This is a genomic window from Haloferax marinum, from assembly GCF_009674625.1.
In the GTDB taxonomy this organism is placed as follows: Archaea; Halobacteriota; Halobacteria; order Halobacteriales; family Haloferacaceae; genus Haloferax; species Haloferax marinum.
This window is the reverse complement of sequence record NZ_WKJQ01000001.1, coordinates 291,307-314,796: the sequence shown is the minus strand read 5'-3', so window position 1 is coordinate 314,796 and position 23,490 is coordinate 291,307. Positions and strand designations below refer to the sequence as shown.

23 protein-coding genes are annotated in these 23,490 nt (G+C 54.9%); 13 read left to right on the top strand and 10 right to left on the bottom strand.

Translation table 11 applies throughout. The features are described from left to right. The first annotated feature begins 47 nt into the window (after nt 1-47). A complete protein-coding gene (locus GJR99_RS01575; RefSeq protein WP_191967051.1) occupies nt 48-734 on the top strand; it encodes an MBL fold metallo-hydrolase in 687 nt (228 codons plus the stop codon). After that, entirely contained in the window at nt 734-1,249 is a 516-nt protein-coding gene (locus GJR99_RS01570) for a hypothetical protein (RefSeq protein ID WP_225317586.1), read from the top strand. Before GJR99_RS01575 ends, GJR99_RS01570 begins: the two co-directional genes overlap by 1 nt. Before the next feature lie 38 nt (nt 1,250-1,287). On the opposite strand, the gene GJR99_RS01565 is transcribed toward GJR99_RS01570, so the two are convergent. Next, a complete protein-coding gene (locus GJR99_RS01565) occupies nt 1,288-1,500 on the bottom strand; it encodes a ribbon-helix-helix domain-containing protein (protein WP_151108924.1) in 213 nt (70 codons plus the stop codon). A 139-nt stretch (nt 1,501-1,639) separates the two neighbouring features. Between GJR99_RS01565 and GJR99_RS01560 the strand changes: the two genes are divergently transcribed. Next, nucleotides 1,640-1,966, top strand: coding sequence for a hypothetical protein (locus GJR99_RS01560; RefSeq protein WP_151108923.1), 327 nt, complete (start codon nt 1,640-1,642; stop codon nt 1,964-1,966). A 117-nt stretch (nt 1,967-2,083) separates the two neighbouring features. Here the strand turns inward: GJR99_RS01560 and aglJ are convergent, their stop codons facing one another. Further along, nucleotides 2,084-2,995, bottom strand: coding sequence for an S-layer glycoprotein N-glycosyltransferase AglJ (gene aglJ, locus GJR99_RS01555; protein WP_151108922.1), 912 nt, complete (start codon nt 2,993-2,995; stop codon nt 2,084-2,086). Between the two features lie 123 nt (nt 2,996-3,118). Between aglJ and GJR99_RS01550 the strand changes: the two genes are divergently transcribed. Together GJR99_RS01550 and GJR99_RS01545 are read left to right on the top strand one after the other, a co-directional pair. Beyond that, nucleotides 3,119-4,531: a lipopolysaccharide biosynthesis protein gene (locus tag GJR99_RS01550; protein WP_151108921.1), complete on the top strand. Its 1,413-nt coding sequence runs from the start codon at nt 3,119-3,121 to the stop codon at nt 4,529-4,531. Nucleotides 4,532-4,593: 62 nt separating this feature from the next. Next, the gene (locus tag GJR99_RS01545; RefSeq protein ID WP_151108920.1) at nt 4,594-5,574 is read left to right on the top strand and encodes an alkaline phosphatase family protein; all 981 of its coding nucleotides are present in this window, start codon (nt 4,594-4,596) and stop codon (nt 5,572-5,574) included. A 638-nt stretch (nt 5,575-6,212) separates the two neighbouring features. Here GJR99_RS01545 and GJR99_RS01540 read toward each other — a convergent pair. Then, nucleotides 6,213-6,908 (bottom strand): class I SAM-dependent methyltransferase, encoded by a 696-nt coding sequence (locus GJR99_RS01540; protein WP_151108919.1) that lies wholly within the window; start codon nt 6,906-6,908, stop codon nt 6,213-6,215. A 231-nt stretch (nt 6,909-7,139) separates the two neighbouring features. Here GJR99_RS01540 and GJR99_RS01535 point away from each other — a divergent pair, with 231 nt between their 5' ends. The 5 genes from GJR99_RS01535 to aglF all read left to right on the top strand — a co-directional run bounded on the left by GJR99_RS01535 (nt 7,140) and on the right by aglF (nt 12,144). Beyond that, on the top strand, nt 7,140-8,054 hold the full coding sequence (locus GJR99_RS01535; protein ID WP_151108918.1) for an alkaline phosphatase family protein: 915 nt from the start codon (nt 7,140-7,142) through the stop codon (nt 8,052-8,054). A gap of 70 nt (nt 8,055-8,124) precedes the next feature. Continuing rightward, nucleotides 8,125-8,613, top strand: coding sequence for an acyltransferase (locus tag GJR99_RS17780; protein ID WP_151108917.1), 489 nt, complete (start codon nt 8,125-8,127; stop codon nt 8,611-8,613). Nucleotides 8,614-9,010: 397 nt separating this feature from the next. Beyond that, complete coding sequence (locus GJR99_RS01525) at nt 9,011-10,000, top strand: SDR family oxidoreductase (protein ID WP_151108916.1); 990 nt, start codon at nt 9,011-9,013, stop codon at nt 9,998-10,000. A 28-nt stretch (nt 10,001-10,028) separates the two neighbouring features. Continuing rightward, nucleotides 10,029-11,141, top strand: coding sequence for a glycosyltransferase family 4 protein (locus GJR99_RS01520; RefSeq protein WP_151108915.1), 1,113 nt, complete (start codon nt 10,029-10,031; stop codon nt 11,139-11,141). A gap of 283 nt (nt 11,142-11,424) precedes the next feature. Continuing rightward, the gene (gene aglF, locus GJR99_RS01515) at nt 11,425-12,144 is read left to right on the top strand and encodes a UTP--glucose-1-phosphate uridylyltransferase AglF (RefSeq protein WP_151108914.1); all 720 of its coding nucleotides are present in this window, start codon (nt 11,425-11,427) and stop codon (nt 12,142-12,144) included. 12 nt (nt 12,145-12,156) lie between these two features. Here the strand turns inward: aglF and GJR99_RS01510 are convergent, their stop codons facing one another. Together GJR99_RS01510 and aglG are read right to left on the bottom strand one after the other, a co-directional pair. After that, nucleotides 12,157-13,392, bottom strand: coding sequence for a glycosyltransferase family 4 protein (locus GJR99_RS01510; RefSeq protein ID WP_151108913.1), 1,236 nt, complete (start codon nt 13,390-13,392; stop codon nt 12,157-12,159). Between the two features lie 9 nt (nt 13,393-13,401). Then, entirely contained in the window at nt 13,402-14,343 is a 942-nt protein-coding gene (gene aglG / locus GJR99_RS01505) for a glucosyl-dolichyl phosphate glucuronosyltransferase (RefSeq protein ID WP_151108912.1), read from the bottom strand. A 114-nt stretch (nt 14,344-14,457) separates the two neighbouring features. On the opposite strand from aglG, the gene GJR99_RS01500 reads away from it, so the two are divergent. Then, nucleotides 14,458-17,577, top strand: coding sequence for an oligosaccharyl transferase, archaeosortase A system-associated (locus GJR99_RS01500; protein ID WP_151108911.1), 3,120 nt, complete (start codon nt 14,458-14,460; stop codon nt 17,575-17,577). A gap of 263 nt (nt 17,578-17,840) precedes the next feature. Here GJR99_RS01500 and aglM read toward each other — a convergent pair whose 3' ends face one another. Beyond that, a complete protein-coding gene (aglM, locus tag GJR99_RS01495) occupies nt 17,841-19,133 on the bottom strand; it encodes a UDP-glucose 6-dehydrogenase AglM (RefSeq protein ID WP_151108910.1) in 1,293 nt (430 codons plus the stop codon). Nucleotides 19,134-19,291: 158 nt separating this feature from the next. On the opposite strand from aglM, the gene GJR99_RS01490 reads away from it, so the two are divergent. Beyond that, nucleotides 19,292-20,260 (top strand): DUF368 domain-containing protein, encoded by a 969-nt coding sequence (locus GJR99_RS01490; RefSeq protein WP_151108909.1) that lies wholly within the window; start codon nt 19,292-19,294, stop codon nt 20,258-20,260. A gap of 36 nt (nt 20,261-20,296) precedes the next feature. Here GJR99_RS01490 and GJR99_RS01485 read toward each other — a convergent pair whose 3' ends face one another. Further along, nucleotides 20,297-20,452 carry a rubrerythrin-like domain-containing protein gene (locus GJR99_RS01485; RefSeq protein WP_151108908.1) on the bottom strand — a complete coding sequence of 52 codons (156 nt, stop codon included), beginning with the start codon at nt 20,450-20,452 and terminating at the stop codon, nt 20,297-20,299. 143 nt (nt 20,453-20,595) lie between these two features. Further along, nucleotides 20,596-21,150, bottom strand: coding sequence for a class I SAM-dependent methyltransferase (locus tag GJR99_RS01480; protein WP_151108907.1), 555 nt, complete (start codon nt 21,148-21,150; stop codon nt 20,596-20,598). 127 nt (nt 21,151-21,277) lie between these two features. Here GJR99_RS01480 and GJR99_RS01475 point away from each other — a divergent pair, with 127 nt between their 5' ends. Next, nucleotides 21,278-21,466, top strand: a complete 189-nt coding sequence (locus GJR99_RS01475; RefSeq protein ID WP_151108906.1) for an HEWD family protein — start codon at nt 21,278-21,280, stop codon at nt 21,464-21,466. A gap of 45 nt (nt 21,467-21,511) precedes the next feature. Here GJR99_RS01475 and GJR99_RS01470 read toward each other — a convergent pair whose 3' ends face one another. Continuing rightward, nucleotides 21,512-22,183 (bottom strand): phosphoglycolate phosphatase, encoded by a 672-nt coding sequence (locus GJR99_RS01470; protein ID WP_151108905.1) that lies wholly within the window; start codon nt 22,181-22,183, stop codon nt 21,512-21,514. Nucleotides 22,184-22,213: 30 nt separating this feature from the next. Next, nucleotides 22,214-23,380 (bottom strand): Cdc6/Cdc18 family protein, encoded by a 1,167-nt coding sequence (locus GJR99_RS01465; RefSeq protein WP_151108904.1) that lies wholly within the window; start codon nt 23,378-23,380, stop codon nt 22,214-22,216. Nucleotides 23,381-23,490 lie beyond the last annotated feature (110 nt).

The window sequence follows — 23,490 nt, the reverse complement described above, 5'->3', positions numbered from 1 at the left end:
CGGCCGGCGGGAGAGGGCTTATGCACAGTCCGCCCTACGTTACTATCATGCCAATGAAAGGTAGCGGACGCGCTCACCTCCGCGAAGTCGACCGATGGGACCACGGTGCCGGCTGGCTTGCGTATCCCGACGAAGCCATGCAACGCGCCAGCCACGCCGTCGAAGTCGACGGCGACGTCTGGGTGTTCGACCCCGTCGATGCCGACGGATTAGACGAGTTCCTCGACGAACTCGGCGACGTCGTCGGGGTCGTCGTCGGCCTGGACCGACACAAACGCGATGCGGCCGCTATCGCAACTCGCCACGACGTTCCGGTCTACGTCGCCTCGTGGATGACAGGCGTCGCTGACGAACTCGACGCACCTGTCGAGCGGTTCGGAACGCAACTCGCAGACTCCGGATTTCGAACGTTCAGAGTCGTAGACCGAGCGGTCCCGCCGTGGCAGGAAGTGGGTTTCTACCACGACGAGACGAGAACGCTCATCCTCCCCGAAGCGGTCGGAACGGTCGACTACTACTGCGCCGCGAGCGAACGACTCGGCGTCCATCCGATGCTCCGACCGTTCCCGCCGCGTCGCGTCCTCTCGCAGTTCGACCCCGAACGTCTCCTCGTCGGGCACGGTGCGGGCGTCATGGAGAACGCGGGTGACGAACTCAGAACGGCGCTTTCGAACGCCCGAAAGAACCTCCCGAGTGCGTACGTCTCGGCGTTCAAGTCGATGGTCTCCGACTGATGACCGACGAGAGACGACTCTCTGCAGATGGAGGAGGGGTGGCCAACGAAGACGAAGCAGTCCAATCGGCGGTGGCAGAGTCGGGGAGTCACCCAGAGCACCGCCAGATTCACGTGACCCGTGGTCTCGTGGACGTGCTCCTCGACATGGCAGAAGACGCCGAGCCGTCGGCGATGAACCTCGTCCTCGCGCCGACTCCCGCGGGCGAGTTCGAGGCGGACCTCGGACTCGACGCGGAGACGCCAGTTCTCACACACTTCTACATGGCCGAAGCGGGCGGGTCTGTCAGTGCCATCTTCGGCATCGACCTCGGGACACCAGCAGGTCGAGGACGTGCGCGATTCATCACCCACCCGCAAGGACCGTTCGAACTCACCGAACGAGACGACTTGGCCGCAGTCGTCCTCCTCGCCGTCCCACCGTGGGAAGAACGAACGCTCGGCGCGTTCGACCGCGCGGGCAGAAAGCTCGACCTCGTCGTCGTCGACGCCGAGCCACCCGAAGAAGAGCTCTGAAAACGACCCGCCAATCACCTCGGCGTGTGTCTCGGTCGTTATTTTAGATAGCCGAGGTCGCGCAGGTTGTCTGCGATTTCTTGAAACTCTGCGTCCGAGAGTTCGCCACCAGAACGTTCGTGCTGGATGACGATACTCCGAAGAAGGAATCTGACGAGGTCGCTCGTACTGGAGAACGTGGTTCCCTCGATGGTATCTTCGACACGCGCTGCCAGTTCCTTCGGGATAGAAACTGTCGTGTACTCCGTCATGGCTGGGAACTGGCGCTCGTCGGGGTTAATCCCAACGGTGCCTGTCGAGTTCGTCTCGCTGACAAGAGGAGCGAGTGGTCGCTGTAGCGCGAGAGAATAGACGGGGATTTTTCACTTCCCACCACGCAACTAGTATTCGATGGCTGCGAAACCGCCGCAGAACAATACGTCAGAGCCGGATGCTATCGAGTTCGGCATCGCCGCACTGTCTGACGATGTCGACGCCGCCGACATCGACTACCCGGCAGACGGGCGGACGATTGCGCAGGCGCTCGAACACGTCGACGTCCCCATCGACGCCGCGGGGAACACGGTCACGATAGACGAAGCGCTCGAAGCGACGTCGAAAGACCACTTCGAATCACGCCGAGAACTGCTCGAATCACTCCACCCCGTCTTCGAGGAGTTCCGCGCGAACGCGTCGAAAAGCATCTTCGCCCGTCTTCGGTCGCTCGTACCCTTCTAGGGGTCGTCGGACCGCCACACCACGACGGTTGGGCTCACTGTCACCTCGACTCGCTTCGTTGCCACCTCGGACCGCTTCGTTGCCACCTCGGACCGCTTCGTTGCCACCTCGACTCGCTTACTCCAGTTCTTGAATGCGTTTCATCTGGTCGCGGTGCAACGAGAGGATGAGGTCCGAGAGGACGCCGAACATCAGCAGTTGCACGCCGAAGAGGATGCCCGCCGCCGAGACGACGGCGATGACCTCGTGTGAGATCGACCGGACGACCCACTCGTATGCGACGTAGACGGCCAGACCCAGTCCCGTCGCCGTCGACGCGAGGCCGACGCTCCCGAAGTAGAACAGTGGGTTGTTGGTCTTCGCCCGGCGATAGAGTTCGAGGAAGATGATACCGCCGTCGCGAATCGGGTGCAGGTTCGTGTCCGACCCGTCGGGGCGTGGGTAGTACGTCGTCGGGACGACGGTGGTCTTGATGTTGTGTTTCGAACACTCGACGGCCATCTCCGTCTCGATTCCGAACCCGTCGGACGTGAGCGTCATCTCCATGAACGAGTCGCGCGTGAACGCCCGATACCCACTGAGGATGTCTTTGAGGTCTTCTCCGTGGATGCGCGCGAAGGCTCGGTTGATGATTCTGTTCCCGATCTGGTTCAGTTTCGTCATCGCTCCCTCGCGCATGTCGGCGAATCGGTCACCGATGACGTGTTCGTAGCCGTCGTCGAGCGGTGCGAGCATCTTCTCCGCGTCGGTCGGTTCGTACGTTCCGTCTCCGTCGAGCATCAGGATGTACTCCGTCTCGATGTGTTCCTCGATGGCTTCTCTGACGGCCTGGCCTTTCCCTGAGCCAGACTGGACGACGACGTGGGCACCGGCCTCTTCGGCGAGTTCCTGTGTCCCGTCTGTGGAGCCGCCGTCGATGACGAGGATATTGTCGAATCCTTCGTCTCGGTAGTCAGAAACGACGTCGGCGATTGTCGCAGCCTCGTCGTAGGTGGGGACGAGGATGCAGACGGAGTCGGGGGTGGGCATTATCTGCGAGAGAGTCTCCCAGTTTTGAAAAACGTTGTCTCTCTATTTTTGCGAGGTGAGTCCGGCACGAGTGGAACTCGGTGACAGAACGTATAACAACCGACCGTGAATAGAAAAAGTCGGATGAAGCGTGGTCAGACATCGATCGTTCACTTTGCTGGACAAATCGTCCTCTCAGTCTCTGGGTTTGCAGTCAATTTATACGTCGCACGAACGCTCGGGTCTGAGGTTCTCGGCCAGTACGCACTCGTCGTCTCAGTCATCGCGTGGCTCACCATCGGTTCTGACCTCGGACTCCACCAGTCGGTGAAAAAGCGGCTAAGCGAGTCCGACGACCGACAGGGTGTTTTGAACGCCGCTGGCTTGGCGCAGTTCGGGCTCCTATTCGTAATCGGGAGTCTCGTCTATCTGCTTCGAGGACGAGTCGACCAGTACATCGGTGCACCTGTGGGTGAGTTCGTCGTCGCGATGCTCGCAGTAAACGTTATTTTCCAATTTCTCCAGTTTGTTCTCGTTGGGCAACATAAAGTCCACATCTCCGGACTCATGCCCGCAGTCTGGTGGGGTGGAAGAGCAATATTCCAGATTGGTTTAATCGTCCTTGGGTATGCGCTGTTCGGTCTCATCTGGGGGTACATTATCTCCGGCCTTATTGGAATTGTAGTCTCTCTGTACTTCATCTCATATCGCCCAACGATACCCTCACGCGACGATTTCCGTCAACTCACCTCGTTCGCCAAATACTCGTGGATTGGCCCGCTGAAAGGCCGTTCGTGGCTTTCGATGGACACGATAATTCTTGGCTTCTTTATCTCGAAGAGCCTGATTGGGGTGTACGAGATAGCGTGGAACATCGCGGCGTTATTCGCGATATTTGGTGTGTCGATTAGTACAGCACACTTCCCTGAAATCAGTTCACTCGCAGCCGATGAAGAGACAGAGAAGGTTCGTGAGGCGATTTCTAACTCGCTTGCGTACGCTGGCCTCTTTTTGATACCCGGTTTTGTCGGCAGCGCCCTCGTTGGAGAGCAAATTCTTTCGATTTACGGTGGTGAGTTTGCTATCGGCGCTCAGATACTCCTTATCCTCGTCTTCGCCCAACTCATCTATTCGTATGAGCAACAGTTCTCGAATGCCCTCGATGCGATGGACCACCCGGAATCGACGTTTCGGATAAATATTATTTTCATCGGACTCAATCTCGTGCTGAATATACTGCTCGTGTATCTCTATGGGTGGTACGGTGCTGCTGTCGCGACGACTATCTCGGCTGGAGTGAGTGTCCTCTACTCGTACACCGAGGTCAGTCGATACGTCACAGTCAAGATCCCATACCGCGAGATTGGAAAACAAGTGGTCGCTGCAGGCCTGATGGGTGCCTTGGTCGTGGCTGGAAAATCCCTGTTTGGGGCAAGTCTCGGGGTCGTAATCGTTCTCGTCGGTGTCGGTGCTGGGGCGTACTTTGGAACTCTGTTCGGTATCTCTCGGCAATTCCGCAAGACAGTCCGAGACAACCTCCCGGCAACGTTCACGTAATTTCGACAGCAACGAAATCGGCAACCGGTCACTTCTTACTGCTCGACTGAGCACCGACGGGTATGCAACTGTCGGTTAGAGAGTGGTTCAGTGAAATGCGAGAACGAGTCAGCGACATGGGGTTACGCGGGCTGCTCTACATTCCATTCACTATCTATCTCTCACTGTGGTACGGGTTAACATCTCGGTGCGAGCCCGGCCAGAACGTCTTCGACGAGGAGTGGGATTTGCTCATCGTTCTTGACGCGTGTCGTGTAGATACGTTACGCGAGGTAATGGACGAATACGAGTTCATTGAGGAAGTCGACACACGATGGTCTGTTGGAACCCAATCAGCCGAATGGATGGCGAAGACATTCACGAAAACGTACAGTGACGAAATTAACAAAACAACGTATATATCCGGAAATCCATTTTCAGATAAGGTAATCGTTCAGGGTAGGTATCCACCAGCGAACAATACGATACCGTTTGATGTCTCCAGTTGGAATGTAGTTGGAAGAGATGATTTCTATGAGTTAGATCTCTCGTGGAAAAGAAGAGATGACACATACAAAGTTGTTCTTCCTGACACGTTGACAAACAGAGTTATCAAAGCTGGACGGGAGCGAGATCAGGACAGGATTATCGTCCACTACATGCAACCTCATCTACCATACATCGGGGGAGCTATCAAAGAGGACCGCCCCGCCACCGAAACAGAGGCTAAAGGCTACGAGTTGATGGAACGTGGCGATGTTAACCGTGAAGACGTTTATCCAGTCTATCGTGAGACGCTCAGATATGTCCTCGACGAGGTAGAAGAACTCTTAGACAACGTCGATGCTGAAAGGGTTGCAATCACGGCAGACCACGGTGAGGCCTTCGGGGAGATGGCTCAGTACGGTCATCCGGAGGGTCTGCCCTTCCCCATCGTAAAACGTGTTCCATGGGTTGAAACGAGTGCTCAGGACCTCAACACTCGAGACCCAGACGTAACTCGGGAACGTACGATAGATAGTAATCTAGAAGATCACCTTCGAGACTTAGGATATGCACAATAGAACCGCAAGCTCTAGTTAGTCCTACTGGGATGGTTGGATTTACAATATCTATCTCTCAATGTTACAACTGGGGCTTCTATGGACTCAAGGAATAATAGACACTAGATTCACGACGAAACCGAACTATTCGTACAACCTCACGCATTATTACAGTCTCATTCATTAGGCGTTGTGTGCGAAATTACCCCGATAAATCAACAACAGATCTGGAACGGCAGTGAGCACGCTCTCTCGCTCTTCGTTAAGCTCGAAGATTAGTCCAAGGGAATCACCGATGATGACGAGAGCTTGTTGAATCTTCCGCCTCAGTCGTTGATGATGACGACTGCGGTTGTCTCTAATTCCATTGGAACCAATGCTTAGGGTGAGTTAAGACCTTAATTTTAGCAGAAAATTGGGAGCGTATGCAGTTGCCTTAATTACGTCGAACGAAATCTCATCGAAGAGTGACATCACACACTCCCAAATGCGAGTTACCCATGTCCATAACCCTTGGGTGGTCGGTCACGCGAGTGTCCGCAAATAGGTCATGCAGTTCGCGTGGTGTTATTCGATTTTCAGAACCCTAATAAGGGTTCAATGGGTTAAAAAATCCGGTTGAATAGGTCATCAAATAGATAGGGTTACACGAACTTCTTTCAACTCTTTGGTAAGCGACAAACGTACTCGCTATGCGGCCAAAGTCGTTCGAAGACATACATAAACAGAGAAACATGTCCAATTGCCAAAATTGCAGGAAGGATTTTATCGAATGATTTTCCAGATGTCGTCGGCGGGTACACGCTTGTTCTCTTATTTCCGACAAACCAATCCCGATATTCATCGCGTAACCTCAGGGAAGCAAACTCAACATGTTCAAAATACTTGTTACAGACTTGCCTAGCTCGAGTTGGGCCAACTGGCCACTCGTGATTTATGTAATAGGATGCCTCGTCTTCCGATAGCAAGGCAGCCCAACGCTCAGATTTGGGCACCAAGGAGATCCACCACGGTGTTTCATGGGGGCTGTTGACAGCGTACCGGTTTGGAAATGCCAACCATAGACACCCATTAGGTTTCAAGACACGAGCAATCTCTGAAATGAAATCTTCTTCATTTTTCACGTGTTCCAAGACTTGATCACAATAAACCGCATCGAACGTATTGTCAGCAAATGGTAAATTAGTACCATCTCCTCGAATATACGACAGTTCATCAGATCTATCCTCGGCAAATACCAAGTCAACAGCGGCAACATCTGCATCGATTTCCGCAGTTTTTCGTCCGTCTTTAGTCCCGAGGTCCAACACCAAGTCTGTCGAAGAGGTAGCTTCGTCTAGGTCAAGAAACAACATATTGTTGCATTGTGATGGTTATTCACATATAAATGTCCCTGTCAAGTTATCAATATTGGGACTTTTTATTTTGGAATACAGTAGCTTCATATTTCAATGACCGATTTATAGTTGTATTCTGATGGCCATCAGTTTATCCCACACATTCATTACTCGTATAAAACCATTTCTCGATTGAATATTTGATAGAAAATCATTTATAGGGCCAGGATTGGTATACATTGAGTATCGATGTCGCTTGTTGAGAAGTTTTTGCTTGGACTGCGCAATCCAACTCTTGTTATGGACCGAATTAACAGGGAGTTTGCTTCAAAAATCCTTTCAAAAACTCGAAAGGGAGCCAAGGTGTTTGAAGAAGATTGGGACTTTCTGATAATATTGGACGCAGCTAGGTACGACTGTATTAGAGAATACGATTTTGGACAAGCAGATGTTGAATCAAGGATATCGGGCGGTTCAAATTCTATTGAGTTTATAGAATACAATGCCAACGACCGGCCTCTTGATGATGTTGTGTGGGTGACCGCTAACCCTTGGGTGTCGAATTATGACGATCGAATCTATAAAGTGGTGAATGTGTGGGATTTCGGTTGGAATGAAGATTTAAATACGGTATTGCCTGAGACAATTGTTGAAGCAACCATGGAGGCTGTGCGTGAGTATCCAAACAAGCGAGTCGTCGCTCACTTCATGCAGCCTCACTACCCATTTATCGGTGTAACTGGCCAAAACCAACTCCCAAAGCACCGCTCCTTTACAGGGGGGGACAAAATCGAATCTAATATTGACGTGGATATCTGGACACAATTGCAAAATGGGGAGGTAGATGAGGAAACAGTGAGGAAAGCGTACATAGAGAACTTTGACGAGGTCGTCCCAAAGGCGAAAAAACTAGCTGAGAGTCTTCCTGGAAAAGCAGTAATCACAGCAGACCATGGAAACGAATTTGGAACTCGTTCGTTCCCATTCCCACTTCCGATCTACGGACACCCCGCCCAACAAAGAACATACGGACTGATTGAGGTGCCGTGGATTGTATATTCAAGTGATCAAAGGCGGACGATCAAAAGTGGAGAGATAACACAAGAGGACATTGACACCGACGTGAGTGAGCGATTAAATCATCTTGGGTATATCGATGAGTGACAGTAGATTACGTAGTCTCTTTCGACAAATTTTGAAGATACTTCATTACCCCTTTTTCTTCGTGTTTTTTATGAGCAAATACATTGGTAAAGTACGTGGGATTTATGAGTATCAGAGAAAATGCTCAGTTGCACCAACAGCTCGTGTTGATCCTCCTGAGTTAATGGATGTTGGAGATGGAACTAGAATATTTGGCAGCACTGTGTTCAAACCGAGAGGCAGTGGTATCAAAATCGGTAAAAATTGTACGGTTCACGAATTCGGATTTTTATCAGGAGAGATTACAATTGGAGATGGTACGAGAATAGCTCAAAAAGTGAGCATGCACTCGCACAACCACGGGACTCGTCCTGAACGAATGATCAAAGACCAACCACTCGTTGAAGGTTCAATACAGATTGGCATTGATGTTTGGATCGGATGTGGTGTTACAATTTTGAAAGATGTGAATATTGGTGATGGCGCCATTATTGCAGCGGGGGCCGTTGTGACTGATGACGTGGACCCTATGTCGATCGTCGCTGGTGTGCCGGCAAAGCCAATCGGAATACGAGAATAATTGCCAAACTGGACATGTACAAATCTTAATGAATTTTTGCTAGTTCAGCATCCAACTAAAGATAACAAAAGCAAATGGCCATGCAGAATCATAATTTAAACCGGGACAGCCGAGAAATGAGAAATGAATAACATCAGTTAGCGAGTGGTATAGGTGGTGAGATATCCGGCTACGAATCGGTCAGCTCAGGTAGGTTAGAGATAAGAGGGAGTATAGGATTAGAACCACCCGAAAGTCTGCTGATAGGGAGCCAATCGGAAGACCATACAATGGCTACAGACTTTAGAATAGTGTAGGGCTGGAACAGGGGGTTCGAAACCATCATTGACAACAGATTACGTTCAGATTATTGTAGAGCGGGGAATTTAAGATATCTCCCATTCGACTCGGGCATAACATGCAGATATTGATAACGGGGGGAGCTGGCTTCATCGGGAGTCAGATTGCTGAACGATTTATTGGAGGTGGACACGATGTTATCACGTTAGATAATTTCGACCCATACTATAGTACTTCCCTGAAAGAATACAACGTAGAATTATGCAGAGAAGTATCAAGAGAGACCGATGGCAGTTTCAAACTTGTCAAGGGCGACATTAGAGACGAAGACCTCGTAAACGACCTCGTAGAAGATGTCGACATAGTTTTTCACAAAGCTGCACAAGCGGGCGTCCGAAAGAGTGTAGAAAACCCACAAAAACCGAATGACGTGAACGTAGGTGGTACCCTGAATGTACTTAATGCCGCTAGAAAAAACGAGGTTGAACGGGTGGTTGTAGCGAGTTCTTCTTCTATCTACGGGGTTTCACAATACCTTCCGTTTGACGAGTCTCACCCAGCGAGACCTGTTAGCCCCTATGGTGTATCTAAACTCGCAACTGAACAATACTCTCGGGTATTCTATGAAGTGTACGGACTGCCAACTGTGTCGCTTCGCTACTTTACTGTGTATGGACCGCGAATGAGGCCGAACATGGCAATATCGAATTTTGTATCACGTTGCATGAATGGAAAGTCTCCTATTATCTTCGGTGATGGATCACAGACGAGGGATTTCACATACATCTCAGATGCTGTCAATGTGAATGAAAAACTACTAACCGACAGCTCTGCAGATGGACAAATCCTCAATGTGGGTAGTAACCATAATATTAGTATTCAAGAACTTGCGGAGACGGTAGTGAACGAGATAAACCCAGGTATTGAGATTGAATATGCGAGCAGGTTTGAGGGCGATGCAGAGCACACTCACGCAGATGTGACAAAATTGAAGGATGTTCTCGGCTATGAACCATCGGTCAGTATCCGACACGGAGTAAAAGAGTTCATTGATTGGTACAAATCCGAAAGAGAATGGTACGAACCACTGATATACGACGGTTCGTGAAACACACACCAAACCACACATCAACAATATGAAAATCTGCATTTTATCCCCAAAGATACACAATTTCTTGTCCACAGGCTTTGAGTCAGGAGCAGGTGGGGCAGAAAGGCAACAGTACCTGATTGCAAAAATGCTCCGTGAACGAGGCCACGAGGTTGCATTAGTGACACGGAATTTTAACGATGGGGAGCGAAAAACAACCATCGATGGGTTCGAGGTTTGGAAAACAATCCCCGACGTTCGAGGTGTTTCTGGAGCACCTAAAAAAACAGCCGCTGTCTGGAAAACAATATACGAATGTGAACCAGATTCAGTCTTCGTCCGTGGAAACGATTTCCTCTGCGTTCTTGCGTCAACATTTTGTAGACTATTCAATTACACTTTCGTCTACTCGGTGTCGAATGACGCAGATATCGAACCACAACATCTTGAACGGTTTTCTCCACTGTACCGTACAATATTCGTTGAGTCGATCCGATCAGCCGACAACGTGATCGCGCAGACACCACATCAACGGTCAGTTCTCAACGACGAACATGGTATCGAATCAACTATTATAACGAATGGATACTCACTGTCACCTGATTCCGAAATCGTTCCTGCAGAAGAACGTGAATATGTCTTGTGGGTAGGAAGACTAGACAAGAAGCAGAAACGACCGATGCGATTCATCGAGTTAAGCAAAGCAATCCCGAATGAGTCATTCGTTCTCATTGGCCCACCAGATGACGATGACCCAGAGTATGCCAAAGAGATAGAAAAAATGGCTCAACAAGTCGAGAACTTAGACTTCGAGGGGTTTGTTAAACCTGGAGAAATTGATCAGTATTTCAAGCGAGCTAAGGCACTAGTCAATACTTCTGATTTTGAGGGACTTCCTAATACATTTCTCGAAGCATGGCGCTTTGGGACACCAGTGATTTCGCTCAAATATGCGTTTGATGGGAGAATCGAGGAACACAATCTTGGTCGGCACTCGGGTTCGATGAAGAGGCTCAAAGAAGATGTAAAAGAAATCGCTGGCGATGTTGACACACGTGAGAAGATGTGTCGTGATACACGACGGTACATACAACAGAATCACACATTAGAGTCTGTCGTAGATGCCTATGAAAAAGCGTTTACTGGTGATAGAAATTGAAATGGGGACTGATTTTGCGTGTGCGCTCAATTTTGGTTGAGCAAACAGGCAAGTTCGGGACACTAGTTCCTCTCAAGCCTGTACAACGTTCAGACTCGTGAGTTCATTCTAAAATCATTGTAGATATGAAACTGTTGGTGGGGAATCTTCACCATCTCCCGAGGTATTTCTGTTATCTCCCGAACCAAATGTCGTTTGATGAGCCAAATCGCAGGTTACCAGCTACAGAAATGTACAATAATTTAAAGTAAGATATATACACACAACAGATTAACGCTGAAATATGCAAGCAGTAGTTCTCGCCGCTGGCAAAGGCACTCGCCTTCGCCCCCTTACCGAAGACAAGCCAAAAGGGATGGTCGAAGTCGCCGGAAAACCCATCCTCACGCACTGTTTCGACCAACTTGTCGACCTCGGTGCCGACAAACTCGTCGTCGTAGTCGGTTACAAAAAAGAAGTCATCATTCAGCACTACGACGACGAGTATCGTGGCGTTCCCATCACGTACACCCACCAGCGTGAACAGAAGGGCCTCGCCCACGCCCTCCTCACAGTCGAAGACCACATCGACGAGGACTTCATGCTGATGCTCGGTGACAACATCTTCAACGCGAACCTCGGTGACGTCGTCAAACGACAACGGGAGGACCGCGCTGATGCTGCTTTCCTCGTCGAAGAGGTCGAGTGGGACAACGCCTCTCGCTACGGGGTCTGCGTGACGAACGATTACGGCGAGATCACCGAAGTCATAGAGAAACCCGAAGAACCTCCGTCGAATCTAGTGATGACCGGGTTCTACACGTTCACCCCTGCAATCTTCCACGCGTGTCACCTCGTCCAGCCATCGAACCGGAATGAGTACGAGATCAGCGAGGCAATCGACCTACTCATCCGCTCTGGGCGCACCATAGACGCCATCCGCATCGACGGATGGCGGATGGATATCGGGTATCCGGAGGACAGAGACGAGGCAGAAAAACGGCTGAAACAACTAGCCGAATAAAACTGAAAGGAACTACTGCTGAACTAGAGACGTAAAGAGGTCCAGCAGAACCCGACTCTGCTTCCGGATGTCGAACGACTCGACGACTTTTTCGCGGCCCATTTTCCCGAACTCACGACGTCTTTCGTCGTCAGCCAGTAAATCGTCGATCGCTGTCGCGAGTGTTGCAGCGTCACGAGGAGGGACAACTAATCCGTTGACTTCGTCGGACACGAGTTCAGTTATCCCAGACACGTTCGTCGTCACGACGGGTCGTTGCATTGCCATCGCCTCCATCAACACCACTGGGATCCCATCCCGGTCACCATCAGAGGCAATCACACAAGGTAAGACGAAGATACCACAAGAAGAGAGTTCATCAAGTAGACGCTCGTCGCTGACTGATCCTAAAAACATCACGTTGTCTTCGATTTCTAGTTCGGAGCAGAGTTGTCGAAGTTCGGTCTCCAATTCTCCCGAACCGATGAGGTGATACGTGATTTCGGGGTGGTTATCGACGAGTTCAGAAATAGCACGGAGTGAGTACTCGATTCCCTTCTTTTCTACAAACCGGCACACAGAGAGAATGGTCGTTGCTTCACCAGCATCCACTGACCCAGAAAATTTGTCAGGACGAATCCCTGTGTGAATTACGTGTACAGGTGTATCGGTGTGGAACGTCTCTTCGATGTAATCCTGGTTATATTCAGAAATAGTAACCACTGCAGTGGCCTGGTTCAACAACGAAGTGGTCCCGTCAATGTTGATGTCGCGAAAGAGTCCGAACGCATGGGCTGTTACAGTAAATGGGATTGAAACGAGGTCCGATACTGCAGCAGCAGCGTGTTTCGGCCAATCTAGGAAGTGTGAGTGGATCAGATCGGGAGTCGTATCGAGAGATGAGACGACTTGAAGTGTTCTCAAGAACAGATAGCGAATCGCCAGCCGACGAGTTATGGCACGTGCACCGTCTCCAAAACGTGCTGCAGGGAGGCGGGGCAGGTAGGTTGCAAGTGAGACAATATCCCTGGCAGAAGGGTAAGAGATGTAGTGAATATCGATGTCCAACTCCTCGAACTCGTCGTGGATTATGTCCGTTTCAGCATCCTTGAGCGAAACCACAGTAACCCGATGGCCGAGCCTCTGCAACTCTCGAATTTCGTTCAACACGAATGTCTCGGATATCTTCGGAAACTGATTGAGGTAGTATAGAATATGCATCGGTGACTCTTCCGAACCTGGGTTTTGATGTGGCGTGTTTATAGACATTGTCGAGTGTCAGCGGTTCGTCTTCTCCACCAGATTCGGCGTCAACAACCCGTAGACGTATCCGAACCCGACCGCCGCAGTAAAGACGAAGATGGCAATCAACTGTTGAACCTTCGCCATCGACGGGTCTTTGACGAGGTTCTTGAGTCGGTCGACGACGTAGACGAGCATCAAGTCACGCAGATAGTCGTTCTTGTCGCCCGACGCCTCGGGGTACAGGAGGTCCATCACACGCTTCGAGTAGCCCTGCCAGAACGACCGGAAGACGAGCCAGTCGAACTCTGTCCGGTACTCGAACAGTTTGTGGTTCACGCGGGCCTCTTTGTTGTAGATGACGCGCTTGCCGGTGTTGTTGTAGATTCGGATACAGACCGGGGCCTCGTGAGCTTGGACGTGTTTGTCACCTTTTCGACCGGTGTTCGTGTCGTAGCCACCGGCTTCGAGGAAGACGTCGCGCTTGAAGGAGATGTTCGAACCGTAGGTGTTCCGGACCTCATCCATGTGCTCACCGAATCCGCGTTCGTCGCAGCCGACGAGCCAGTAGAATTCCTCGGGGAAGAAGTCGGGTTTGCGGGCGACCCAGTCGGGGACGACGTGACCGCCGACAGCGACGGCTTCGGGGTTCTCCTCGTAGGTCTGGACGAGTTTCGCTATCCAGTCCGGTTCGGCAGTCGCGTCGTCGTCTATCATCGCGACGACGTCACCGGAGGCGAGTTCGGCACCTTTCGTTCGGCTGTAGGAGATACCGCGGTTCTCGTCGTTGATGTGGAGCACGACGTCGTCGATATCACCGAAGTCGTCTTCGACGCGAGCGAACACCTCCTCGTTTCCATCGACGACGATGACGACTTCGAGGGGTTCGTAGGTCTGTTCGAGGACGCTCTCGACAGTCTCGGAGAACGACCCGTACCGTTCCATCGAGTACGTACAGACCACGACGGAGACTTTCATGAGTCGGAGTTACCGACGAGTGTCGAATAAGCATTGTCTTTCAACCGAGCCAACCGTTTCCCTCGAAATACCCTATCACAAGGCTTATGAACAGCTTAACAGTTGTTTGGCACAATGAGCGACGAGCAACAAGAGCATTCGCCCTCCGTAGCGGATCTCGCTCGCGACTGGTATCACATACCGGTCCTCTCGACTATCGTCCTCGTCATGCTGTGGATACGCCTCCGCAGTTACGACGCGTTCATTCGAGATGGGTCGGTGTTCTTCTCAGGAAACGACGCCTGGTATCACCTCCGCCAGGTGGAATACACCGTCCGGAACTGGCCGACTACGATGCCGTTCGACCCGTGGACCGAGTTCCCATTCGGTCGAACAGCAGGCCAGTTCGGGACGATTTACGACCAAATCGTCGCGACTGCAGCACTCGTCGTCGGACTCGGGAGTCCGTCGGCCGACCTCGTCGCAAAGACGCTCTTGGTCGCTCCCGCCGTCTTCGGGGCACTAATCGCCATCCCGACGTACCTCATCGGAAAGCGTCTCGGTGGCCGTCTCGGTGGCCTCTTCGGCGCAGTCATCTTGATGCTCCTCCCCGGAACGTTCCTCCGGCGTGGGCTCGTCGGATTCGCAGACCACAACATCGCAGAACCGTTCTTCATGGGCTTCGCCGTCCTCGCAATCATGGTCGCCCTCACGGTTGCCGACCGAGAGAAACCCGTCTGGGAACTCGTCGAAGCCCGTGATTTCGACGCACTCCGCGAGCCACTGATGTGGTCCGCGCTCGCCGGTGTCGCGACGGCCATCTACATGTGGTCGTGGCCACCGGGCATCCTCCTGGTCGGTATCTTCGGCCTCTTCTTGGTCTTGAAGATGGTCTCCGACTACGCTCGTGGACGGTCACCCGAGCACGCCGCATTCGTCGGTGCTGTCTCGATGGTGGTCACGGGTGTGCTGATGTTCGTCCCGCTCGAAGAGATGACGTTCGGTGTGACCGACTTCGGCTTCCTGCAACCGCTGTTCTCCTTCGGCGTCGGACTGGGTGCGGTGTTCCTCGCCGCACTCGCTCGCTGGTGGGAGTCGAACGACGTCGACGACCGATACTACCCAGCAGCAGTCGGCGGCATCATGCTCGTCGGTCTGGTGTTGTTCTCGCTCGTCCTCCCGAACGTCTTCGGTTCGATTGCACGCAACTTCCTCCGGACGGTCGGGTTCAGCGCCGGTGCAGCGACCCGTACCATCGGTGAGGCACAACCGTTCCTCGCAGCGAACATTCTCCAAGCGAGCGGTCTGACGGCGGTCGACCGCATCATGTCCGAGTACGGGTTCACGTTCTTCACGGGTGTCGTGGCGGCAATCTGGTTCGTCGCCAAGCCACTCGTCCGTGATGGCGACACTCGAAAACTCGGGTACGTCGCCGGGAGCATCGCCCTCATCGGCGTCCTCTTCCTCATTCCAGCCCTTCCGGCAGGAATCGGCGCAGTACTCGGACTCGAATCCTCGCTCGTCAGTCTCGGTATCGTCACTGCCCTCATCGTGGGTGCAGTGATGCAAGCAGACTACGAGAGTGAACACCTGTTCATCCTCGTCTGGGCGGCCATCATGACGTCTGCCGCCTTCACGCAGGTTCGTTTCAACTACTACCTCGCAGTGGTCGTCGCGGTGATGAACGCGTACCTCCTCCGTGAGGCACTCGGCATCGACTTCATCGGCCTCGCCAACGTCGACCGACTCGACGACGTCTCGTACGGGCAGGTCGCGGCAGTAGCCTTCGCCGTCCTCCTCATCCTCACGCCAGTCCTCATCGTTCCGATTCAACTCGGTAACGGTGGCACGTCTCAGACGGCCATGCAGGCGTCTCAAACTGGGCCAGGCACCGTCACCCAGTGGGACGAAACGCTCGGATGGATGCAGACTAACACTCCCGAAGAAGGTGAGTTCGGCGGTGCGTCGAACCAGATGGAGTACTACGGGACGTACAAGTACGCAGACGACTTCGACTATCCAGACGGTTCCTACGGCGTGATGTCGTGGTGGGACTACGGTCACTGGATTACGGTCCTCGGTGAACGCATCCCGAACGCCAACCCGTTCCAGGGTGGCGCGGCGGAGGCGGCGAACTACCTCCTCGCACCTGACGAACAGCAGGCCAAAGACGTCCTCACCTCCATGGGTGACGACGGCGAAGGCGACGACACTCGCTACGTCATGGTCGACTGGCAGATGGTCTCGACCGAGTCGAAGTTCGGCGCACCGACGGTCTGGTACGACGAGTCCAACGTCTCCACGACGGACTTCTACGACCGGATGTACCGGCTTCAAGAACAGAACGGCCAGGAACGAGTCGCCTCCGCGACGAACGTCAACGACCAGCGCTACTACGAGAGCCTGATGGTGCGTCTCTACAAGTTCCACGGGAGTGCTCGTGACCCATCGCCAGTCGTCGTCGACTGGGACGAACGCACGTCCACCGACGGTGAGGTGACGTTCAAGGTGACGCCGGCAGACGGCCAGCCTATCAAGACGTTCGACAACATGAGCGCCGCCGAGGAGTACGTCGAAACCGACGGAAGCTCGCAGATCGGTGGCGTCGGCACGTTCCCCGAAGAGCGCGTCGAGGCGCTCGACCACTACCGCCTCGTGAAGTCGTCGAACAGTTCGGCACTTCGCTCCAGTTCCTACCAGAACTCGCTCATCCGCGCGGGCAACACCTACGGCATCCAACCACAGGTCCTCCTCGGCAACAACCCAGCGTGGGTCAAGACGTTCGAGCGAGTCCCCGGTGCGACGGTCGAAGGCAGTGGTGCCCCGGCTAACTCGAACGTGACTGCACGTGTCGAGATGCGTGATCTGACGACGAACACGACGTTCACCTACGTCCAGCACGTCCAGACGAACGAAGACGGAGAGTTCACGATGACGCTGCCGTACTCGACGACCGGCTACGACGACTACGGTCCCGAAAACGGCTACACCAACGTGAGCGTCCGTGCGACGGGCGACTACACGTTCACTGGCCCGACGTCGTTCGAAGGGAACAGCACCATCGTCACCTACCAAGCACAGAACGTCAGCGTCGACGAGGGCCTCGTCAACGGTGCTGAAGCTGGCACTGTCGACGTCACGCTCGAACGCAGTGAGCAGGAACTGACGTTCACTGAGCAGTCGTCCGACGACTCGGCTTCGAACGAATCGAACTACGTCGACTCTACTGCGGTTTCGACTGCCGTCGCCGCGTAACGCGGACACGCAGTTTCACGGTACTTTCTTTTGGCCACTACCGACGAAGTGGCCACGCTCTCTCCATAGTGGCTCTCTCCATAGTGGCTCTCTCCATAGTGACGAGGGCTGCGATGCGCAGAGCTGAGTAGAGTCGTCTATTTCGGAACCCAGCAGTCGTCGTCGAAAACGTTCGAAGAAAGTGGCGTTCAGAACGGCCGGGGATTCAGGGGGCCGGTTCGGAGTCGGGTGCGTTCAGACGAATGGTTCGGAGTCGGGGCCGTTCAGACGAGTGACTCGTAGTCGAGACCGTCGCGGCGTGTCACGATGCGACGACCGTCGATGACGACTCGCTCACGCATCTCGTCGAACTCGTCGTCGAGTGCGGCGAACTCGTCCCAGTCAGTGGCGACGAGCGCAGCGTCAGCGTCTTCGAGAGCGGCGGCGGCCGTCGACGTGTACTCGATATCGGGGAACTTCTCGCGCATGTTGTCGGTGGCGACAGGGTCGTAGCCGACGACGGTCGCACCGGCGTCGAGAAGTGCGTCGATGAGTGGGATTGCACGCGATTCGCGGATGTCGTCGGTCCCTGGCTTGAACGACAGGCCGAGGACGGCGACTCGCTTCCCGGCGGGGTCGAATCGGTCTTCGAGCAGGTCGAGCATCCGAAGTGGTTGCTGGTCGTTGACGTCGACGGCGGCCTGCAAGAGACGCGGTTCGTATCCACGAGAGCGAGCGGCGGCGATGATAGCGGCCGTATCTTTCGGGAAGCACGACCCACCCCATCCGAGGCCAGCAGCGAGGAACGACGACCCGATGCGCGAGTCGAGGCCGATGGCTTCGAGGACTTCGTACGAATCGACACCGAACTCTTTGCAGATGTTCGCGAGGTCGTTTGCGAGGCTAATCTTCGACGCGAGGAAGGCGTTGTTGGCGTACTTTATCATCTCGGCTTCTCGGATGCCCGTCCGAACGACTGCGGGGTCGTCGGCCCGCTCGACGAGTGGTGCAAAAATCTCGTCCAGCAGGTCGAACGCCCGGTCGGTGTTGGCGCCGAGGACGATTTTGTCGGGGTCGAGGAAATCTTCGACTGCAGTTCCCTCGCGCAGGAACTCGGGGTTCATCCCGACGTCGAACTCCTCGCCGACGGTCTTGCCGGACGCCTCTTCGATTCGCGGAGCGATGACTTCCTCGGTCGTCGTCGGTGTGACGGTACTCTTGGTGACGACGAGGTGGTATCCGTCCTTCTTCGAGAGGGTCTCACCGAGTGCGTCTGCCGCCGCCTGCATCGCTCTGAGGTCGATGCTTCCATCCTCGTTCGAAGGTGTCGGCAGGGCGAGGAACGTCGCGTCGGTGTCGAGAATCTCGTCGTAGTCGGTCGTCGCTCGCAGTCGGTCACCGGCGTACCGTTCGACGAGTTCGTCGAGTCCGGGTTCGTGAATCGGTGCCGCTCCGGCGTTGAGCGATTCGACGATATCCTCGTCGATATCGACGTTCACTACGTCGTGGCCGAGGTCAGCGAAACACGCCGCGAGCGTCGTTCCGACGTACCCACTGCCGACGATGCTGAGTTCCATGAGAAACAGTGTGACCGTCCGTCGGTTTGATTCTTTCCGAGTTCGTGTCGCGGGTCACGACTGCCGAGTTCGGGGACAGGGCAAGCGTGGGGACGAGACGAGTTCGCCTCACGTAACGGTGGACTGATATGGATGCCAGCAAAGATTCGGACAACCAAATGTCGACACAAACGGACGACCGTCCGGCCCTCTACTCTTGGCTCGTACTCTATCTGAAAGGTGTCTGCATGGGCGCCGCAGACGCTGTCCCAGGCGTCTCTGGCGGGACGATCGCACTCGTAACGGGAATCTACGAACGACTCATCAGTGCGGTCACTGCAATCAATCCCGAACGTATCGAGCGGGTCCTCCGCGGGCTCTTCCCGAACGGTCGGCGCGACGCAGTCGCCGCATTACGGGAAATCGACATCGGGTTCCTCGTCGTCCTCGGTGCCGGCATCGCCACGGCAATCATCACCATCACGCGCGTGCTCACCGTCGCTATCGATAGCTATCCAGTCCCGACGTTCGGGTTCTTCTTCGGTCTCATCGCGGCGTCTGCAGTCGTGCTCTACTCGCAGGTGTCACTCGACACGCCACGCGAAATCGCTGCTGCAGTCGCCGGGTTCACCGTCGCATTCGTCGCGTCGGGAACCGTCGGAACCGCACTCGGGAACTCCCTGTCGGTGACCGTCGTCGCGGGGGCAATCGCCGTGAGTGCAATGATTCTCCCCGGTATCTCTGGGTCGCTTCTGTTGTTACTTCTCGGGCAGTACGAGTACATGACGTCCACGCTCAGCGAGTTCGTCGACAGACTCATCGACGTTGCAACTGGCGGGCCAGCGTCCGCACTCGTCGAACCGGGAACCATCGTCGTGGCCTTCATCACCGGCGCACTCGTCGGCCTGTTCACGATTGCACACGTGGTCAGATGGGCACTCGAACATTACCGGCGGCCGACGCTCGCGTTTCTCGTGAGTCTCATCGTCGGCGCACTCCGCGCACCCGTGGTGAAGACGACCGAGAAACTGGCCGAGTTAGGACAGACGTGGTCGCTCGAACTCTTTGGCCTCTTCGCGCTCACGGCGGTCGGTGGCGCGATACTCGTTCTGTTGGTCGACCGCTACACGGCAGTCATCGAATCGTAAACGGACGATTCCGACCGTTCGAATGGAACAGACAGGTTACTCACGCGGAACAGCGATGTTCCGAACCGACCCGCTGCAATCTGGACACGCTGCTAGGTGCGTCTCGCTGACCGTCCGCGTTCCGCAGGAACGACACTCGAAGTAGCCTTCCGAGGCACTGTAGCCATCGATTACCGAGTTGTGTATTACCATGACAACAGATAGCATAGTCCAAAATATAACGTTTTTCCTGATACGGGCTAAACTATTCTAGGAAATTAATACGATTCGAGGTCCGACGAACTGTTACTTCAGTAGATAACGAACGATGATTTAGAATGTAAATTTCAGTTCGGTTAGCGGCGGGCGACGACGACGAACGTCTCGTGACGTGTCTCACCGTGTGTGATGGTGAATCCGACCGATTCGAAGGCGTCGATGGCGTCTGCGAGTCCGAACCGTTCGGTCGTCGGCGGCCCAGAAGCACCCTCGCCAGTCGTGGACCAATCGACCACGACCACGGTCCCTCCCGGTCGAACGACGCGTGCGAGTTCAGCCATCGCATCGTCGCTCTCGAACTCGTGGTACGTCATAGTCGAGAAGGCGGCGTCGAGGTCGTCGTCTTCGAACGGGAGTGCCGCCACGTTCGCGGTGACAAACTCGACGTTCTCGGGAGCTCCCTTCTCACGGTAGAAATCGTGCATCTCCTCTTGGAGGTCTACTGCGTAGAGTGTCTGGACGTACGGTGCGACGTCGTCGGTGAAGAATCCAGTGCCACTTCCGAGGTCGGCGACCACGTCACCCGACCCAGGGCCGAGGTGTGAGAGGAGTTCCTCCCGTGAGACGAAGCGGTATCTCGCGGGGTCATCGAGTTTCGCTGCGGCGTCGACGTCGAAGGTGTGAAAGCCCATACGTACAGTCGAGTCGGCGGCCGGTAAGTAGCATCGGTTCGGTGTGGTTGTGTAGAGACCTCACCAGATGGTGGTGAATATGCCGACTGCGATGGGCTTTTGCGTACCGACAATCACTCACACACATATGGAACCCCAACTTCGACGGCCGACGCGCCGCGCCTGTGAGCGCTGTGGTCGAGTGGAACGCTGGGACGCCGACGCGGCGACGTGGCGAGTTGCGACGGAAGACGGCGAAAAGCAGATTGGAAGTCCGTTTTGTATCCACGAGTGGGATATCAACGGTCGGTTCGCCCCGTTCGAAGAGATGGTCTGAGACACGTCCACCATCCAACTTCGATGTGACGACCGACTCGTCTGCTTACGACTCTGACAGTGACTCTAGCACCGACAGCGTCCCGTCCATATACGACTTCTCTAACACGTCGTCTGCTGCCTCTTTCGCGACGTCGTCGGCGTTGGCGACGGCGTACGACTGACCGACGACGCGGAACGTCGATGCGTCGTTCTCACTGTCGCCGATAGCGACGAAGTCCGTTGGGTCGTACGCCATCGTCTCACAGACGAGTTCGAGGCCGGCCCCCTTTTCGACCCCGTGCGACTTGACGTGGTACGCGAATCCAGTGTCGATGACTTCGAGGTCGTACGACGCAGCAACCTCCCGGAGGAGTTCTTCGTCCGCGTCGAGACTGACGGCGATTTCGGTCTCACGCCAGCGGTTGACGGTGTCGGCGGCGTCCCATCCGAGGTCCCCACCACGTGAGACGAACTCGTCGGCAGCAGCCTGTGCGGCGTCTCTGTCGCCTGCGTAGGACACCTCTCCACCGACGAGGACGACACCACCGTTCTCGGCGATGACCGTCTGTTCGAGGCCGAGATAATGACACAGTGAGACTGGATACGGGAACGCCTTCCCGGTCGCGAGTACGACGGGTGCTTCCCACGACGGGAGGTACTCGAAAGCTCGTGGGTCGAGTCGTCCCTGTGCGTCGGTAAGCGTCCCGTCGATATCGAGGACAAGCGGCGGAACCATACCGGCGCTAAGGACACCGGGGAGATAGAGTCAGCGGTCGGCGCCGTCGAGACCGCGGAAGGTCAGTGTCGAGAAGTTGGGGAGTGGCCGCGTGGCAGGTCGCCCCGGTCCGTCTGCGGACGCTTCGACTGGAACGCGGCGGACGACCCCGAGGTCAGAGAGTTCGTAGACGAGACGCCGGATAGTCGTCTCCGACAGGGAGACCGAAGGCGTCGCCGCGATTCCTTCTGTCGCTTCAGAGACTGACACCGCCTCTCCCTCGTCGAGCGAGACGAAGGCACGAAGCACGTCGTGGTGGCTCTCTGGGAGGGCGAACACTCGACCGAGCGAACACCCGTCGTCGGGGACTGCGTCGATGCCGGCGGTGACGTACTCCGTGCCGAGTCGGTCTGCACCATCGGCCGCAACCAGTGTCGCCGCGCCGTACAGTGCCGAGAGCGCGTCGTGTGCATCACCTTCGGCCCACGCTGCCACTTCGCTCGTCGCGTTGTGAGTGAGCGCGTTTCGCGCGATGGCGTCGGTCGCGCGCTCGACGAGGATGTCGACCAGGTCGTGACGCTCGTACGGCGCAACAGCGACTGACTCGACGCTATCGCTGAACCCTTCGATAGGTGTTCGCCCGACCGTGAGAACCGAGACGTGAGGCGACACGTCGTCGAGAAGTTCCATGGCGGTCGAAGCCGAGTACGTCTCCGGTTCGCCGACGTGGTCGACGGCGACGACTGCTCGCTCGTCGTGAGAGAGACGGTGTCGCAGGCGCTCTCGAAGTGCCTCGTTGCCGACACCCTGCTTGGGAACTGGCTCGTCTGTGAGCGCGTCGAGCGTCGCGTGAAGGAGTGTAAACTCGGTCGGGGCACTGCGAGCGTCGACGTACGCGAACGAGGTGTTCGGCGAACCGGCAGTGCGAGTCGTCGTGTAGATAACCGACTGTTGTGAGGGAATCGCGCGCGCCAGGTGGTCGAAGAGTGTGGTCACGACTGCAGATTTACCCACTCCTTTCGGGCCGTGGATATGCGCGTGTGGAGGCAACGCGCCATCGAAAACGGGGTCGAGAACGTCGAGGATACGTTCGAGTGTTGGTCCTCGTCCTGTCGGTTCGTCCGGGTGGACGGTGGGGTTCAGCACACTCAGGTCGCGCACGACACGGCGAGTCTCTCCGCGCCGACGGCGTCGTGTGATTCTGTCTTCGAGTCGCATGACGTCTGGTCTGTCGGTTCAGCGGTACCCCGACCACAGATAAAAATTGGGTCGTCTTCGACCCCACACACGTGACGCGTGCGAACACACGTCACAAAATGTGAGGCTCC